General features: G+C 47.9%; 10 protein-coding genes. 6 read left to right on the plus strand and 4 right to left on the minus strand.

The annotated features are described in order from the left end of the window. Position 1: 1 nt before the first annotated feature. Both ispD and R3B84_05120 read right to left on the minus strand, forming a co-directional pair. A complete protein-coding gene (gene ispD, locus R3B84_05115; protein MEZ6139935.1) occupies positions 2-742 on the minus strand; it encodes a 2-C-methyl-D-erythritol 4-phosphate cytidylyltransferase in 741 nt (246 codons plus the stop codon). Positions 743-817: 75 nt separating this feature from the next. Further along, positions 818-1,813 (minus strand): prenyltransferase/squalene oxidase repeat-containing protein, encoded by a 996-nt coding sequence (locus R3B84_05120; protein MEZ6139936.1) that lies wholly within the window; start codon positions 1,811-1,813, stop codon positions 818-820. A gap of 286 nt (positions 1,814-2,099) precedes the next feature. Here R3B84_05120 and R3B84_05125 point away from each other — a divergent pair, with 286 nt between their 5' ends. The 6 genes from R3B84_05125 (at position 2,100) to R3B84_05150 (ending at position 9,966) form a co-directional block, all read left to right on the plus strand. Continuing rightward, positions 2,100-3,470, plus strand: a complete 1,371-nt coding sequence (locus R3B84_05125) for an enolase C-terminal domain-like protein (GenBank protein ID MEZ6139937.1) — start codon at positions 2,100-2,102, stop codon at positions 3,468-3,470. A 31-nt stretch (positions 3,471-3,501) separates the two neighbouring features. Beyond that, complete coding sequence (locus R3B84_05130) at positions 3,502-5,436, plus strand: DUF362 domain-containing protein (protein ID MEZ6139938.1); 1,935 nt, start codon at positions 3,502-3,504, stop codon at positions 5,434-5,436. Positions 5,437-5,488: 52 nt separating this feature from the next. After that, the gene (locus R3B84_05135) at positions 5,489-7,783 is read left to right on the plus strand and encodes a PPC domain-containing protein (GenBank protein ID MEZ6139939.1); all 2,295 of its coding nucleotides are present in this window, start codon (positions 5,489-5,491) and stop codon (positions 7,781-7,783) included. A 146-nt stretch (positions 7,784-7,929) separates the two neighbouring features. Continuing rightward, entirely contained in the window at positions 7,930-8,835 is a 906-nt protein-coding gene (locus R3B84_05140) for an SRPBCC family protein (protein ID MEZ6139940.1), read from the plus strand. Positions 8,836-8,841: 6 nt separating this feature from the next. Further along, positions 8,842-9,294: a hypothetical protein gene (locus tag R3B84_05145; protein MEZ6139941.1), complete on the plus strand. Its 453-nt coding sequence runs from the start codon at positions 8,842-8,844 to the stop codon at positions 9,292-9,294. Between the two features lie 150 nt (positions 9,295-9,444). After that, complete coding sequence (locus tag R3B84_05150; protein MEZ6139942.1) at positions 9,445-9,966, plus strand: FKBP-type peptidyl-prolyl cis-trans isomerase; 522 nt, start codon at positions 9,445-9,447, stop codon at positions 9,964-9,966. Between the two features lie 104 nt (positions 9,967-10,070). Here the strand turns inward: R3B84_05150 and R3B84_05155 are convergent, their stop codons facing one another. Next, positions 10,071-12,788 (minus strand): pitrilysin family protein, encoded by a 2,718-nt coding sequence (locus R3B84_05155; GenBank protein MEZ6139943.1) that lies wholly within the window; start codon positions 12,786-12,788, stop codon positions 10,071-10,073. Between the two features lie 97 nt (positions 12,789-12,885). Then, positions 12,886-14,022 carry a glycoside hydrolase family 88 protein gene (locus R3B84_05160; protein MEZ6139944.1) on the minus strand — a complete coding sequence of 379 codons (1,137 nt, stop codon included), beginning with the start codon at positions 14,020-14,022 and terminating at the stop codon, positions 12,886-12,888. Positions 14,023-14,112 lie beyond the last annotated feature (90 nt).

Consider the following 14,112-nt stretch of genomic DNA (forward strand, 5'->3'; position numbering starts at 1 on the left):
TTCAACTAAAGCGTTCATCGTCGAATGCCCGAATGACTTTGGGCTTATCTTCAGCTTCTTTTGCTTTGATATACCACCCGGCCAGGTTCAAATCGGCTTTGGTGGTTATTTTGATATTGTAATGTGATCCAGGTACCACTGTGACCGGCTGTCCAAGTGCTTCTACCAATTGGGCATCATCCGTAATCTTGCCTGAAATATTCCCACGATTTGCATAAGCCTCTAGCAACAATTCTTTACGAAACACCTGGGGAGTTTGCACAGCCCACAACTGTTCCCGTGCAACCGTTTTGGTAATCAGCTGTTGTTGATTTACTTCTTTGATTGTTTCATTGATCGGTAAGCCTGGCAACGCAGCACCTGTTTTTTCTGCCATCGCAAAAACCTGATCAATCAAAGCTGCAGGAACACATGGGCGAACGGCATCATGAACCGCTACAAATTCCACTTCTGGATCCAGTTTTGCCAACCCGTTCGCAATTGATTCGAACCGTTCTTTTCCACCATCCACCAAATGAATGTTCATAAACATGACATTCGCTGCAAAGCGGGACGTGAATAACTCCCGATCTTCAGGTGAAATCACCAGAATAATCTGGACGACATCAGGACGGTTGACGAATGCCTCAACAGAACGAATCCAGACAGCACGCCCATCCAATTGTGTGAACGGCTTCTTTTCCTTGCCAGCAAACCGGCTTGATTGTCCTGCTGCAGGTAATACCACGGCAAACTTAGCCATTAAGTTACTCCTTTAATCGAGAGAGGGGACCAAGAAACTCAATCGCCAGGAGTAATTTTATATGAAATTGGATGCTTATTTCGCTTGTCTATAAGCACGCATTAAAGCGGTGGTGGCCCAGTATGTGGCTGAAATTGAAATAAACTGATTTACGCCGTGGGGGTCGCCGTTGTCAAAAAATCGTTGGACTGGCTTGGCACGGGTGGCAACAAACCAGGAACCATCTTCGTGCTGTGTTTTCAGCAAATATTCGATCCCACGTGCGACCGATTTATCCTCTGGCGCAAGCCCGCTGTCGAGCAGCATTGATACTACCTGACCCGTGGCATACGCATCGCTTTCCATGGAATCCAATTGACTCCACCCGCCGTCTTTATGCTGGCGTGCAATCAGTTTCTGCTGCAGATCGTTCAAACCTTTTTCATCGTCGGTATTGTGCACGTAATCCCATAGTCGCCAGACATAGTCTTCATTGGTTTTCAGAGGTGCTTTCTCAATCCAGGTGCGGGCTTTTACGATGGCTTTTTTAGCATGCGCCTCTTGTTCTGTCGTTTGGTACAGCGTGATACCGTACACCGCCATCGTGGTGGCAGCCAACGCGGATTCCTGGATGGGTGGTCTTCCCGTTGGAACAGTCCAATGACCCTGCGACGATTGGTGCTGTAACAAATATTTTACCATTTCTGCCGTAGTGGGGCTGTCAGGCTCTTCCAACATCCAAAACGTCCAGATGCCGTAAACCAATGTGGAATTGTGCCCACCCAGTTTTTTGGATTGTTTATTCAGTTCAGCTAAATTGCTGAAATGCTTGCGGGTAATTTCTGCCTGTTCTTTCAGTGTTTTTTTGGAAAAGGTAATCCCCGCCTCGTCGGCTTCAGAAAGCATCATGATCGAAAGAGTCTGGTGGTGGCAGGAAAAGCACGACCGGAATTGTGGATAACTGTCTGCACCTCGTGTGCCCAGCTTTAACCCACGTTGGGCAGCTTCTTTCCATGCAGGTGGGCCCTCGGCAAATCCTGTTGCTGGTGCGAAAATAATCGCGCAGAAAATGACGAATCTGAATTTCAGCATGCTTTTCCCCAAGAAAATACATTCAATTGCAGTGTATCACAGGCATGGTGTGAACAAAAACGAAATCAGCAGCCAATCAATAATTGCATAGTTATAGAACGGTTTCGTTATCAGCCATTTCCGACTTTTTTCCACCATTTGGAAAATATGTGAAACTTTTTACATCATACTACGTTATAGTAGTGTACTAGATTGTGGGATCCTTGTGGCTGTCCCATACTTTTGCTACCCACAACTCTTCATGTGGGGGGCGATTCGTAAAAAGAACGCAAACAGAGGCGAGAAGATGAAAAATACTGATGTCCGTATTGTCGACGTGCACTATTCTTTTGCCACCTATCTGTACCGCACACCAATCAAGTTCGGTGGGGTGGCATCAGATCGCGTTACAATTCTCGATGTTGAGTGTACCACGGAAAATCGCAGTGGGGTGCGTTCCAAAGGGTTTGGTTCGATGCCTTTGGGAAACATCTGGTCGTTTCCCAGCAAAGTGCTGTCTGCAGAACAGACACTTCAGGCAATGCAGGGATTGGTAGAAAAACTTGCCACGATCTATGCACAGCATTCAGAATATGGTCATCCTGTCGAAATCACGATGGCTTTGGAACACCAGTTTTTTGAAGTCGCACTGGCCTATTCCGTGACTCATCAATTGGCCGAACCAATTCCAAGGTTATGCACCCTGGTGTGTGCCAGCCCATTCGATGCGGCACTGCACGATGCCTATGGGAAGTGCTACCAGAAAAATTGTTTTTCTACTTATTCATCCAACTGGATGACTGCGGACCTGGGCCAATACCTTGGGGAAGATTTTCAGGGAGAATATATTGAGCAGTATGTCACCACGAAAGCAAAGCCTCAAATGCCTCTCTACCACCTGGTAGGTGCATTAGATCCGCTGGAACAGGGCGATGTAGTGGCGCCCGTGGGCGATGGATTGCCAGAAACGCTTGCAGAATGGATTCCCAGAGATGGTTTAGCCCACTTGAAAATTAAGCTGAATGGAGACGACCTGAACTGGGATCTCCAACGAATCGTGGCGATTGATCGCGTTGCCACGATTGCACAATCTGCACGTGGGATCTCTAGCTGGTTTTATTCGCTCGATTTTAATGAGCGGTGCGAAAATGTGGAATATTTGATTTCATTAATGGATCAACTGGTTCAAGTGGCACCGCTGGCTTACGACAGGGTTCAGTACGTAGAACAGCCCACACGACGGGATCTGCATAACGATCGTGGCAATACTATGCACGCTGCAGCCAAGCGGAAACCGGTCGTCATTGATGAATCGTTGCTTGACCTGGAAACGCTGCTGCTGGCGCGCGAAATGGGTTATACAGGCGTCGCTTTAAAAGCCTGCAAAGGACAATCACAGTCGTTACTGATGGCTGCAGCAGCGAAAAAATACAATATGTTTCTGTGCGTGCAGGACTTAACCTGCCCTGGAGCATCATTAATTCATTCTGCAAGCATCGCCGCCCACATTCCGGCAGTTTCCGCAATTGAAGCGAATTCACGTCAGTTTGTGCCAGCAGCCAACAAGCCATGGCTGGAGAAATTCCCTGGGATATTTCACATTACCAGCGGCACAATGGATACCAGCGTGTTGGATGGTATAGGCCTTGGTGCGGTGCCACCAAGCCAGGTAGGTTGAGCCAGAAGTATTAAAAATAAAGGACGAAACGATGGATAAGAACTTACCGTTGGATACGATTCGAAAAGCGGAATTGCCCACAGGTGGCTGGGGCTATATTCCCGGACAACAGATTCATTTCGAACCAACCTGTTTTGCCACATTAGTTCTGGCAGCAGTTGGCAATGAGCAGGAAAGAGTTCATCGGGCAATTGCCGCACTGGATGCGAACAGCGATGGGAAAGGCACTTACCTTCTACAACGTGGCCGACCCGCAGCTACTTGGCCTACGTCGCTGGTGCTGCTGACGAAAGCAGCATTACATTCGTCGATGGAACAGTTACTTCCAATCATCAATCGATTGTTGTTTATCCGTGGGCAAGTCATTCCAGCGGACCCGGAAGTGGCCAGCATGATGGATATTGACCCACAGAAAGTGGGCTGGCCCTGGGCGTTAGGTACTTTTTCCTGGGCAGAACCTACCGCCTGGGCAGTGTTTGCGTTAAGAAAAGCGGGCTACGGTCAGGATCTCCGTGTTCTAGAAGGGATACGATTGTTGCTGGATCGAGCATTTCCGGATGGAGGTATCAATTACGGAAATCGCCAGATTCTGGGCAAAATGACCGAACCAATCCCCGGTCCCACTGCAATGATGCTCCTGGCTTTGCAAGGCTATCAGCACCCAATGGTGGAATCGGCCTTGAAATACCTGATAGAAGCCACCAAGGGTGCGACTGACCTGGAGCACCTTGGCTGGGCCAAAATCGCATTGGATTGTTACCGGGAATTTGATTTCATTCCACAGGCACTGAATCGAATTGATGAGCAACTACGTCAGTCCTATACGCAACAAACTGCAGATGGCCGACCTGTCAGTATCCCCAGACATGCCATTACCTGGCTGGGGCTGAATTGTGATCGGCAGAATGTATTTGAACTGACGTCGCTTGAACGGCAGGCTTATCCACTGGATAATGTCACACTGCCACCCGCAGAAAAACAGCCCCCACCGAAAATGGGTCTTGGACAACGGATCAAATCAAAGTTCCGCGGCTTTATGTTGAATGGATTAGCAGCACTGAAACAGTTGCCTGCTTGCAGTGATGTTTCGATTCAACGTGCCAACGATTACAGCGAAGATCTTACGGCAAAGCTGGTGGCACAGTTTGGCCATTTTCGCCAGCACCTTCCCTTGCAGGGGAAGCGAGTTGTACTGAAGCCAAACCTGGTAGAGTTTCGCAAAGCACAGGTGATTAACACCCACCCGAACTTTGTGCGGGCAGTCATCCAGATGTGCAAGCAGGAAGGTGCAGCAGAAATTATCGTGGCTGAAGGGCCGGGGCACTGGCGAAATGTGGAATTTCTGGTGGAAGAAAGTGGACTGGGTGCGGTACTGCGGGAAGAAAAAGTTCGATTTGTAGACCTGAACCACGATGAACCTGTCAAGGTGGTCAACCTGGGACGTACTACTGGCCTGGAATATTTGTTTCTTACCAAAACGATACACACCGCAGATGTATTTATCTCTCTTCCCAAGTTAAAAACGCACCATTGGGCAGGTGCAACACTGTCATTGAAGAACCTGTTTGGTACATTACCGGGCATTTGTTATGGCTGGCCGAAAAACGAACTTCATTGGCGTGGGATTGCCAACAGCATTATTGACATTGCCCTGACACAGACACCCCACATGGCCATTGTTGATGGTATTGTGGGTATGGAAGGTGATGGCCCGCTGGCAGGTGAAGCAAAGGCACTTGGTGCAATGATTATGGGTCTGGACCTGGTTGCAGTTGATGCGACCTGCTGCCGGTTGATGGGGTTACCACCGGAAAGATTGCCTTCACTGGCACTCGGAGCATTCAAAAAGCTTGGCAGAATCAAAGCCGAAGAAATTCCAATTATTGGCGAATCAATTGATTCGATGAAGCAGAACTTTGCCTGGCCACCAAAGATAGAAGAACATCTCTTGCCTGGCATTTCCTGAACTAACCGTTTACAATGGTGCGGTTACTTACAACCTTGGGAGTACCACATTCATGGAACTACAAGAAACAAACAGCCTTTATTCGATCTCAGGCAGGTCAGTTCACCGATCCATCAACCAATGGCGTTGGTGCGGTCGATTGATTACACTCACTCTGCTACTGGTGATCCTGGTTCAGTTTACCCCCACTGTACGCCCACAGATGAAAGGGAAAGAGACCGCCAAGAAAGAAATTGTGACCACTTCCGTGAACGGGATTTTTCCTGCCAGCGTAAAATCCGGTTCGGTGGTGAAAGCGGAAATTGGTGGTTCTCGATTGGATGGTGCCACCGGCTTCTGGTGCGAACATCCTGGAATTACGGCCAAAATACTGCCAGAAGCTGCATCTACCACCACGGTAAAAGCGGAAATCAATGTTGCCGCTAATGTTCCCAGTGGGTTGTATGAATGGCGATTGTTTGCCGAGCGTGGTGCCAGTGCCCCACGTTTTTTGGCTGTGGGGAACGTGGAAGAAGCACTGGAGGTAGAACCGAACGATGCTCTTGACAAAGCAAACCCCATCCCACTGGAAGGTGGTGTCAACGGAAATGTGAATGATTCCAAGGATGTGGATACATATCAATTTACCGCAAAGAAAGGGGATCGACAGTTTGTGATGCTGCAATCCCGAATTTTCGGCGTAGCAGATGTGATGGCAGTCGCAGTGATTGATAAAGATGGTAAGCCGTTGTCACTTGGCACAACCTATTACCGTGGCGATCCTTACGCCGATTTCACCGCAGCTGCAGATGGCACGTACTACGCCCAGGTATGGACACTAGGTGCGGGTGAAAAAGCTGGCAGAAATTACCGAATTACAGTAACTAAAAAAGCCATTATTGATTATGTTTATCCCGCAGGTGGCCAGCGTGGCAAACAAACAGACCTGGAAGTAGGATTAAAAAATCCCGCAGCAGCGAACACTGCCGACACCGCTATCTCAGTGGTTCGCCAACCCTGGCAGGTACCTGCTCAATCAGAAAAGATCGTCGCATTTCGTCTGGATCAACCCGCAACCGTGGGAAATGCAACGTTATTCGCCAGTGACCTGCCGAACATCAACGAAAATGAACCAAATGATACCGCCGCTGAAGCAATGCCGATTACCGTTCCCACAGTATTGCATGGAAGATTTCCAAGCCGAGGCGATGTCGATTACTTCCGCTTTCAGGCAGAAAAAGATAAGAAGTTGATCATCGAAAGCAACTGTCGTGCATTGGGAAGTAAAGGGGATCTTGTTCTGGCTGTGCAGGACAAAGCAGGCAAGATTCTGGCACAAAATCCAGACAATCTGGCAGATCGCACCGACCCAGTGGTGGAATTTGTCCCACCGGAAAGTGGGGAATATATTCTGAAAGTAAGTGATTTAATACCACGTCGATGCAATTCGCCAAAGTTTCAATACCGATTGGTCATTCGTCCCCCAATGCCCGATTTCAGCCTGACTGTGGAAAGCCCCACACTCTTTTCCAAGCCTGGAGAAGGTGGGATCCTTGTCAGCATTCAACGTCAGGACAGTTTCGAAAGTCCCGTTGCAATATCGATTACAGGATTGCCCAACGACATCACTGTAACTCCAGGTATGATCAATCCCGGCGAAAACAGTGTTTTCGTTTCACTCAAAATCCCTGAAAGTCGAAATAACCAGCACTTTCCCATTCAGGTGCGAGGTAAGGCCACTGTGGGCATGAAAGAAGTGGTGCGTACTGCTTCTGTTCGAGTTCGACTGATTGAAGATGACCCCACTGATGCTGGATTTGTTACTGAAAACCTGGCACTTTCAGTAACTACGCGCGACCTTGGCCCACCACCACCTCCTTTAGGTGTGGGAACCATTGCTGCCAGCTCTGATGGTTGGCGATATATCGACGCAGCTGAGGTAAAAGGAACCGATTGGATGAAACTTGATTTTAAGGACAATAACTGGAAGGCTGCCAAAGCACCCCTGGGCTATGGAGAAGATGCGATTGCTGCAAAGAAAGGCACCAACATAACCATTACGGGCAAGCCATTCTTTATCCGAAGAACATTTGAGCTGGATGATAAAATCTTAAAACCGGGAGTTAAATTTGAACTGAAGGTTGCTTCTGATAATTCGGCAGTGGTATGGATCAATGGCAAGAAAGTCGATGAAGACAACGAAGATCACGAACCGGAATACTGGAACCGCACGGTCAATGTGCCTGAAAATGTGTTTGTAAAAGGAAAAAACATTATCGCCGTGCAGATTAACAATACCGATGGTTCAAGCGACGCATTTTTTGATGCACAGTTAGATGCATTGGTACCTGCGATTCCAAAGAAATAAAAACACTACCTGTTGATCAGAAATTGGGTACAGATTACGATTTTTTGATTTTGTTACCCAAGTTTTGCAGGATAACAAGTAATTACTGGGTTTCCGTTTCTTGCAGCGATTATTAATACTCCATCGATTAAGAGTGGAGTGTGAGAATGTTGCAAGTTGAAGAGTTGCCCACCACAGTGATACCGAAATGGGCCAGACGAACTCTGCAATTTGCAGGTGTTTACAATCTGGTTTGGGGGGCTTTTACGGTCCTTTTTCCACATTTCTTCTTTGATGTTGCGGGTGCTGAAAGGATGCGTTACCCACAAATCTGGCAGTGCGTGGGCATGATCGTCGGTGTGTATGGGATCGGCTATCTGATTGCTGCAGGCAATCCTTTTCGGCACTGGCCAATCGTGTTGGTGGGATTGCTTGGGAAGATATTCGGCCCGATTGGCTTTGCCTTTTCAATATTTCAGGGTGGTTTTCCTGTCGAATTCGGACTAAACATCATCACCAACGATCTCATCTGGTGGATTCCCTTTAGTCTGATTATTTGGAAAGCAGCCTGGGCAACCCCTCCCGACCCAGCATCCATTCGAAAGTTTGTCTGGGAAAGTCCCATGCCCGGGACACGTGAACAGTTATTTGAACTGCATCAGCCAGAAATGCTGGCCAACTTGATCCCACCCTGGGAAAAAGTGAAGGTGGTTTCCGCACCCGCATCGCTCTTGCCGGGTTCTACAGCAATCCTGGAGCAAAAGATAGGTCCCTTCCGCCTGCGCTGGGTTGCAGAACATATCAGTTATGATCCACCGCACGAATTTGTGGATCAGCAGGTAACAGGTCCGTTTGCTTACTGGCATCATCGTCACCGAATGATTGAGTTGAGCAGATCCGAAAGCATTCTGAGAGATGAAGTAACTTATGCGTTGCCACTGGGCCAATTGAGTGATTTTCTTTTTGGCTGGCTCGTGCGAAGAAAAATGGCTGCGATGTTTCGTTATCGCCATGAACAAACCCGACTTTCGTTGTTGCGAAACAGTGAACAAGCTGAAAACAAGGAATCTTAAATTCAAATGACTTTCGGAATACTGGCATTAATCACTGCAGCAGCCACCTGGATGATGGCAGGGGTAATCTGGTTTGTCCAGTTGGTACATTACCCGTTGTTTCGGATGATCGAACCAGGCAGATTTCCAATTTTTGAAGAACAGCACCAACAACGCACCACATGGTTGGTAGCACCTCTCATGCTGGCTGAAGCCGTGGGGTCGATTTCGCTCTTATTTGTTCAACAGAAAATGCTCACTCGAAGCCTTTTGATGGCAGCCCTGTTGACACTTTTCCTGATTTGGAGTGCGACGTTTTTTGTCCAGATCCCTCTTCATGAACGGTTAAGGAAACACTGGTCTGAGAAGGATCATTGGCGATTATTACGCACTAATTGGGTGCGAACCATAGGCTGGACAATCCGGGCAGGAATCATGCTGGCTATTGTTTTGATTTGGGTTGCGAGTCAGATTAGATGATGTTACCTCAAAAACGAACGACGGTTGCCAAAAGAAGCACTTTCGGGATACTTTGTATAGAATATCGGTGAACAGTAGAGCTGAAAACAACGTAAGAAATGCCGTAGAAAGCGGTATCTTTCAGCAGTGACACTAACCAAGAGGTCTATAATGCGTATGATTTTACAAGGTGCACTAATAGTGTGCAGCCTGAGTGCTTTGGGAATTGTTGGGTACAATTTGAGTGCGGGTGACAAAGTTGCCTCGTTGCCCACTGCCAAACAAGAAATCCCAGAGGCCAAGGAAAACTGGTTCAAACCAACGAGTATTGAAATGCCATTTGAAGAGAAAAAAGAAGAAGGCGCGGTTACCGAACTGAAAATTGAAGACCTGAAAGTGGGCGAAGGGAAAGAAGCTGAAACTGGCAAGACTGTTGTAGTCCACTACACGGGCACCTTGACCAATGGCAAGAAATTTGACAGCAGCCTCGACCGCAAATCGCCTTTCAGTTTCCCACTTGGTGCTGGCCGAGTGATCAAGGGCTGGGATCAGGGCGTGAAAGGAATGAAAGTGGGTGGCAAGCGAAAATTGACCATCCCACCGGATCTGGCTTACGGCAAAAACGGTGTTCCTGGTGCCATTCCACCAAACGCCACCTTGATTTTCGAAGTTGAATTACTCGAAGTTAAGTAAGCAGTTCACCGTGCAATTTGTGCAGCACTTTCTTATTCAATGCCCCCATTAACTTAGTCCTTGTCGTCAATGCAATGGGGCTTTGATCGTCCGGGTGAAATCTATTACTTCTTCTGGAAGTCACCAGAATTGATGATGATTAGTTTCTTCGGATCAACAACTTCATTCAACGCTTTGTTCACCTGGTCGATCTCCAGTTGGTTGATCTTGTTTGTTAACTTGGCATCGTGCTCAAAAGTACGCCCTGTATACAAATAAGATGCCAATTTACTGGAAAGAGAACTGTCATCGGAACGCTCTACTTTCATCTGATCAATGTAGGCTTTTTTACCCGCATTCAATTCTTCCAGACTTAATCCATCCTTGCGCACCTTGTTAATTTCTTCAGATATTGCCTGATTCACTTTTGAAATATTCTTGGGATTGGTAATGGCAAAGATCTGGAAAAATGCCCGCTCGTCAATCGTATCGGCAACGTACATTGATTGAATACCGTATGACAAACCCTCTTCCCCACGCACTCGGTTGCTCAATCGAGATGCCAATGGTGCGGCTCCAAACAGATAGTTACCAACCACCATGGCGGGGTAATCTTCATCCGAATCCTTCTTCGCAAAGCCAATCCCTGCGAAGTAAAAGGCATTTTCTTTATCGGGGGTTTCGATGGTAATTAACTTCCCTTTCTCTACCGTTTTCGCCTCGCGTGGAATGCGTGCAAAGGTCACTTCCGTCTTCCAGTTTTCCAGATACGGTTTCAAACTTGCTTCTAGTTCTTTCGCATCGAAATCACCAACGGCTGCCAGTTCGCCATACATGCCACTGAGTTGCTTCTCATAAAGATCTACCACCTGATCCAGTGTGGTGGCTTCAATCCTTTCTACGGTTTCCGCCAAGGTGGGGATGTAACGCACATCGTCTTTGGGATAGGGCATCAATTCCTTCATCAATTGAGTGAATGCCAGGCGACCTGGATCTGTTAATTGAGATTTAGTAGATTCCAAAGAACTTAGCTTTAAGAGATCGAACTCTTCTTTCTTGAATGCTGGCTCACGGAGTGCTTCGCCAACCAATTTTAACACAGCGGGGATGTTTTCCCGCTTGGCTTTGACACGCACCGATAACACACCAAGCTGGCTGGAAAACCGTGCGCTGGCACTGAGTTTATTCAGTTCATCATTGAATTCCTGCCGAGTACGCTTCCTGGTGCCACGTGACATCATGTTGCCCAGCATATCCGCAGCCATGTTTTTACCGTTGAGTGATTGGGCATTGCCAAATCGCAGATTCAGGGTGATTTCTGCAACTTCCCCACGAGTTTTTTTGGTGAGGTAAACAGTTTTGATCCCGCCTAAGTTTCCTCGAACGGTGCGTTGTTCAATATTCTCCGGTGTTGGGTCAAATACTTCGCCCGATGCAACAGCCTTTCGACCCTGATAGCCTTCAACAATTTTGGCTACTTCGGTTGCTGTGGGGATTGCGGCTCGCTCAGCTTTTTTCGCAGGTAAATATTCCCCCACAGTGCGGTTGGTACGAACCAGATATTTTTTGGCAGCTTCATTCACCTGGGCAGCAGTCACTTTTTCAATGCGATCTCGATAGACAAAAAACAGGCGCCAATCACCTGCAGATGCCCACTCGCTGAGTTGAATTGCAAAGTCGTCGCTGGATGCAAGGAGCCGTTCATTAAAATTCGCAAAGCGTTGCTTGGAACGAGTGACTTCTTCTTCGGTAATTGGCTTCTCGATCAGATTTTCCAAAGTGGTCAGCATCACCTCTTTTGCAGGTGCAATATCTTCCGCTTTGTCAACTTTGGCATTAATTTCTATCACACCGGGATCGTGCCATGGGAAGGCCGTTCCAGACAAAGAACTTACTTTTTTGGTTTCAACCAATGCCTTGTACAAACGGCCCGAAGGTGCATTCGTAAGACAATCTTCCATAATTGCTACTGCTGGGAATTCTTCATGTGATCCCGCAGGAATGTGATAAATCACGCCAAGAGCACCTGTAGTACCTACGCGACGTAGGGTAACCAGGCGCTCGCCATCCTGTGCTGGCTCTTCTGTGTAAGTATTGTTCAATTTGCGTGTGGGCTTTTTGATCGCACCGAAATACTTTTGAACATAGCCCAGTGCTTTCGCTTCATCGTACTTACCGGCAATTACCAGCATGGCGTTGTCTGGTTGATAAAATCGCTTGTAAAACTCACGCAGATTATCGACTGGAACCCGCTCGATGTCCGAGCGGTTGCCAATTGTTGATTTACCATAATTGTGCCACTCATAGGCGGTGGCCATCATTCGCTGGCTGAGAATGTTGTTGGGATCGTTTTCGCCACGTTCAAACTCGTTTCGAACTACCGTCATTTCAGATAGCAGATCTTCCCGCTTGATGTAACTGTTGATCATGCGATCTGCTTCCAGACGAATACCGAACTCCAGGTTTTCATCGCTGGAAGGCATCGTTTCGTAATAGTTGGTGCGATCAACCCAGGTGGTGCCATTAAACTTGGCACCATGATCCCGAAGTGCTTTGGGCACATCGGGAAACGTGGGGGTTCCTTTGAAAACCATATGCTCTAACAAGTGGGCCATACCGGTTTCGCCATAACCTTCATGCCGGCTACCACAGAAGATGGTTAAGTTTACCGTTACGAGCGGGCGGGATGCATCTGGCACCAACAGTACCCGCAAGCCATTGCTCATACGATATTCAGTAATCCCTTCGACAGTGGTGTACTTCTTCGGCTGATCCTGGGCCGCTGCCACTGCAGCAGTGGCAAGTAGAATCGGTAATACAAAATAAGACCGAAAACTCTTCATAAATAATCGCTCCAAAGCAGAAAACGGGCAACCAATAACGCTATTGTAAGAACTACCAAAACCGTTCAGGCAACAATTCAAAGCCTTTGTTTGCAAATCACCAGGCCGCATCAGATTTACCAGCGATTGCTTTCACCAGTGCTTCGACAAAAAAGTGTTCGCCCCAGGCAACCGATTCATCCACACCCAGGCCTTTGTGGTAGTGGTAGACACCGTGCTTTAAAATTCCTTCCCACGCAGGGTCCTGATAAGCCAGGAATTCAGGTTCACATAAAGTTTCTAATGCTACGTAGGCAGCTTCACGGTATCGCTCCTGATCTTGTGGGTTGGTAATTGCCTCTGCAAGATCCAGCAGACCACTTGCGGCAATCGCACCTGCGGAACTATCCCAGATTCGTGGGCCATCCTCGGGAATGTCAAAGTCCCACCACGGAACCATGGCGGTTGATGCGGCACGCTTCAGGTAGTAATCAGCACATTTCTGTGCAACAATCAAAAACTCTGCCTGACCTGTCAGCCGATGTGCTGCGGTGAAACCGTAAAGCGACCATGCCAGCCCACGGGTCCAGGCTGATTTCGCACCATACCCCTGGTGGGTGGTTTCTTCCAGAAAAAGTCCAGAATCCAGATCAAAAATCCCCTCGTGGGCGGTACTGCCATCAGGACGAACGATAGTTCGTGCTGTGGTGCGACAATGTTCTAACGCGATCTCATGCAATACGGAATCATTTGTCTCACGTGCAGCCCACATCACAATGCCGATGTTCATCATGATGTCGATAAAAAGCGATTGTGGTGCGACAAACGATTGCAAATACCCGCCTTTTTCACGACGAAGTGCCATCGTTCTACCCGCATCGATCAGCACTTGCCGTTTGTCGTGTGTGGGGTCAAGGCGTTGCCAACGAGCATATGTTGAAAAAAACAGAAATCCTAAATCATGCACCTTTCTGTCGAAACGTCTGGGGAGCAAGGCAGCAGACAGGTCTTCGGCAGGCTTTCGCCAGCGTTCATCCTGGGTTTGCTTGTAAAGCAGCCAGAGGATGCCTGGAAAAAATCCTTCGCACCAATGGGTCCAGCGTTCCCCCTCCAGATTCCAACGCCCACCCACAGTATACATGGGGGTATAACCGGGATACTGTTCCAGGATTCGATTTGCCTGCTGGCAGGCAAACTGGATTGCATGCTGAAAAGTTCCCAGTAATTCCACTCGTTTTTGTTCACTTGAAGTCATTCCGTGCTACCCACCTTTTGTAATGACAGAAATTTTAGAAAGGAGGAAAGTGATGGTTAGCAAAAGACCACCAATTTCTGGTAACAATAC

Origin of the sequence: Zavarzinella sp. (assembly GCA_041399155.1) — a bacterium.
In the GTDB taxonomy this organism is placed as follows: Bacteria; Planctomycetota; Planctomycetia; order Gemmatales; family Gemmataceae; genus JAWKTI01.

Coding starts and splice junctions, on each gene's coding strand:
- ispD (MEZ6139935.1), bottom strand. CDS start 742: ATGGCTAAGTTTGCCGTGGTATTACCTGCAGCAGGACAATCAAGCCGG.
- R3B84_05120 (MEZ6139936.1), bottom strand. CDS start 1,813: ATGCTGAAATTCAGATTCGTCATTTTCTGCGCGATTATTTTCGCACCA.
- R3B84_05125 (MEZ6139937.1), top strand. CDS start 2,100: ATGAAAAATACTGATGTCCGTATTGTCGACGTGCACTATTCTTTTGCC.
- R3B84_05130 (MEZ6139938.1), top strand. CDS start 3,502: ATGGATAAGAACTTACCGTTGGATACGATTCGAAAAGCGGAATTGCCC.
- R3B84_05135 (MEZ6139939.1), top strand. CDS start 5,489: ATGGAACTACAAGAAACAAACAGCCTTTATTCGATCTCAGGCAGGTCA.
- R3B84_05140 (MEZ6139940.1), top strand. CDS start 7,930: ATGTTGCAAGTTGAAGAGTTGCCCACCACAGTGATACCGAAATGGGCC.
- R3B84_05145 (MEZ6139941.1), top strand. CDS start 8,842: ATGACTTTCGGAATACTGGCATTAATCACTGCAGCAGCCACCTGGATG.
- R3B84_05150 (MEZ6139942.1), top strand. CDS start 9,445: ATGCGTATGATTTTACAAGGTGCACTAATAGTGTGCAGCCTGAGTGCT.
- R3B84_05155 (MEZ6139943.1), bottom strand. CDS start 12,788: ATGAAGAGTTTTCGGTCTTATTTTGTATTACCGATTCTACTTGCCACT.
- R3B84_05160 (MEZ6139944.1), bottom strand. CDS start 14,022: ATGACTTCAAGTGAACAAAAACGAGTGGAATTACTGGGAACTTTTCAG.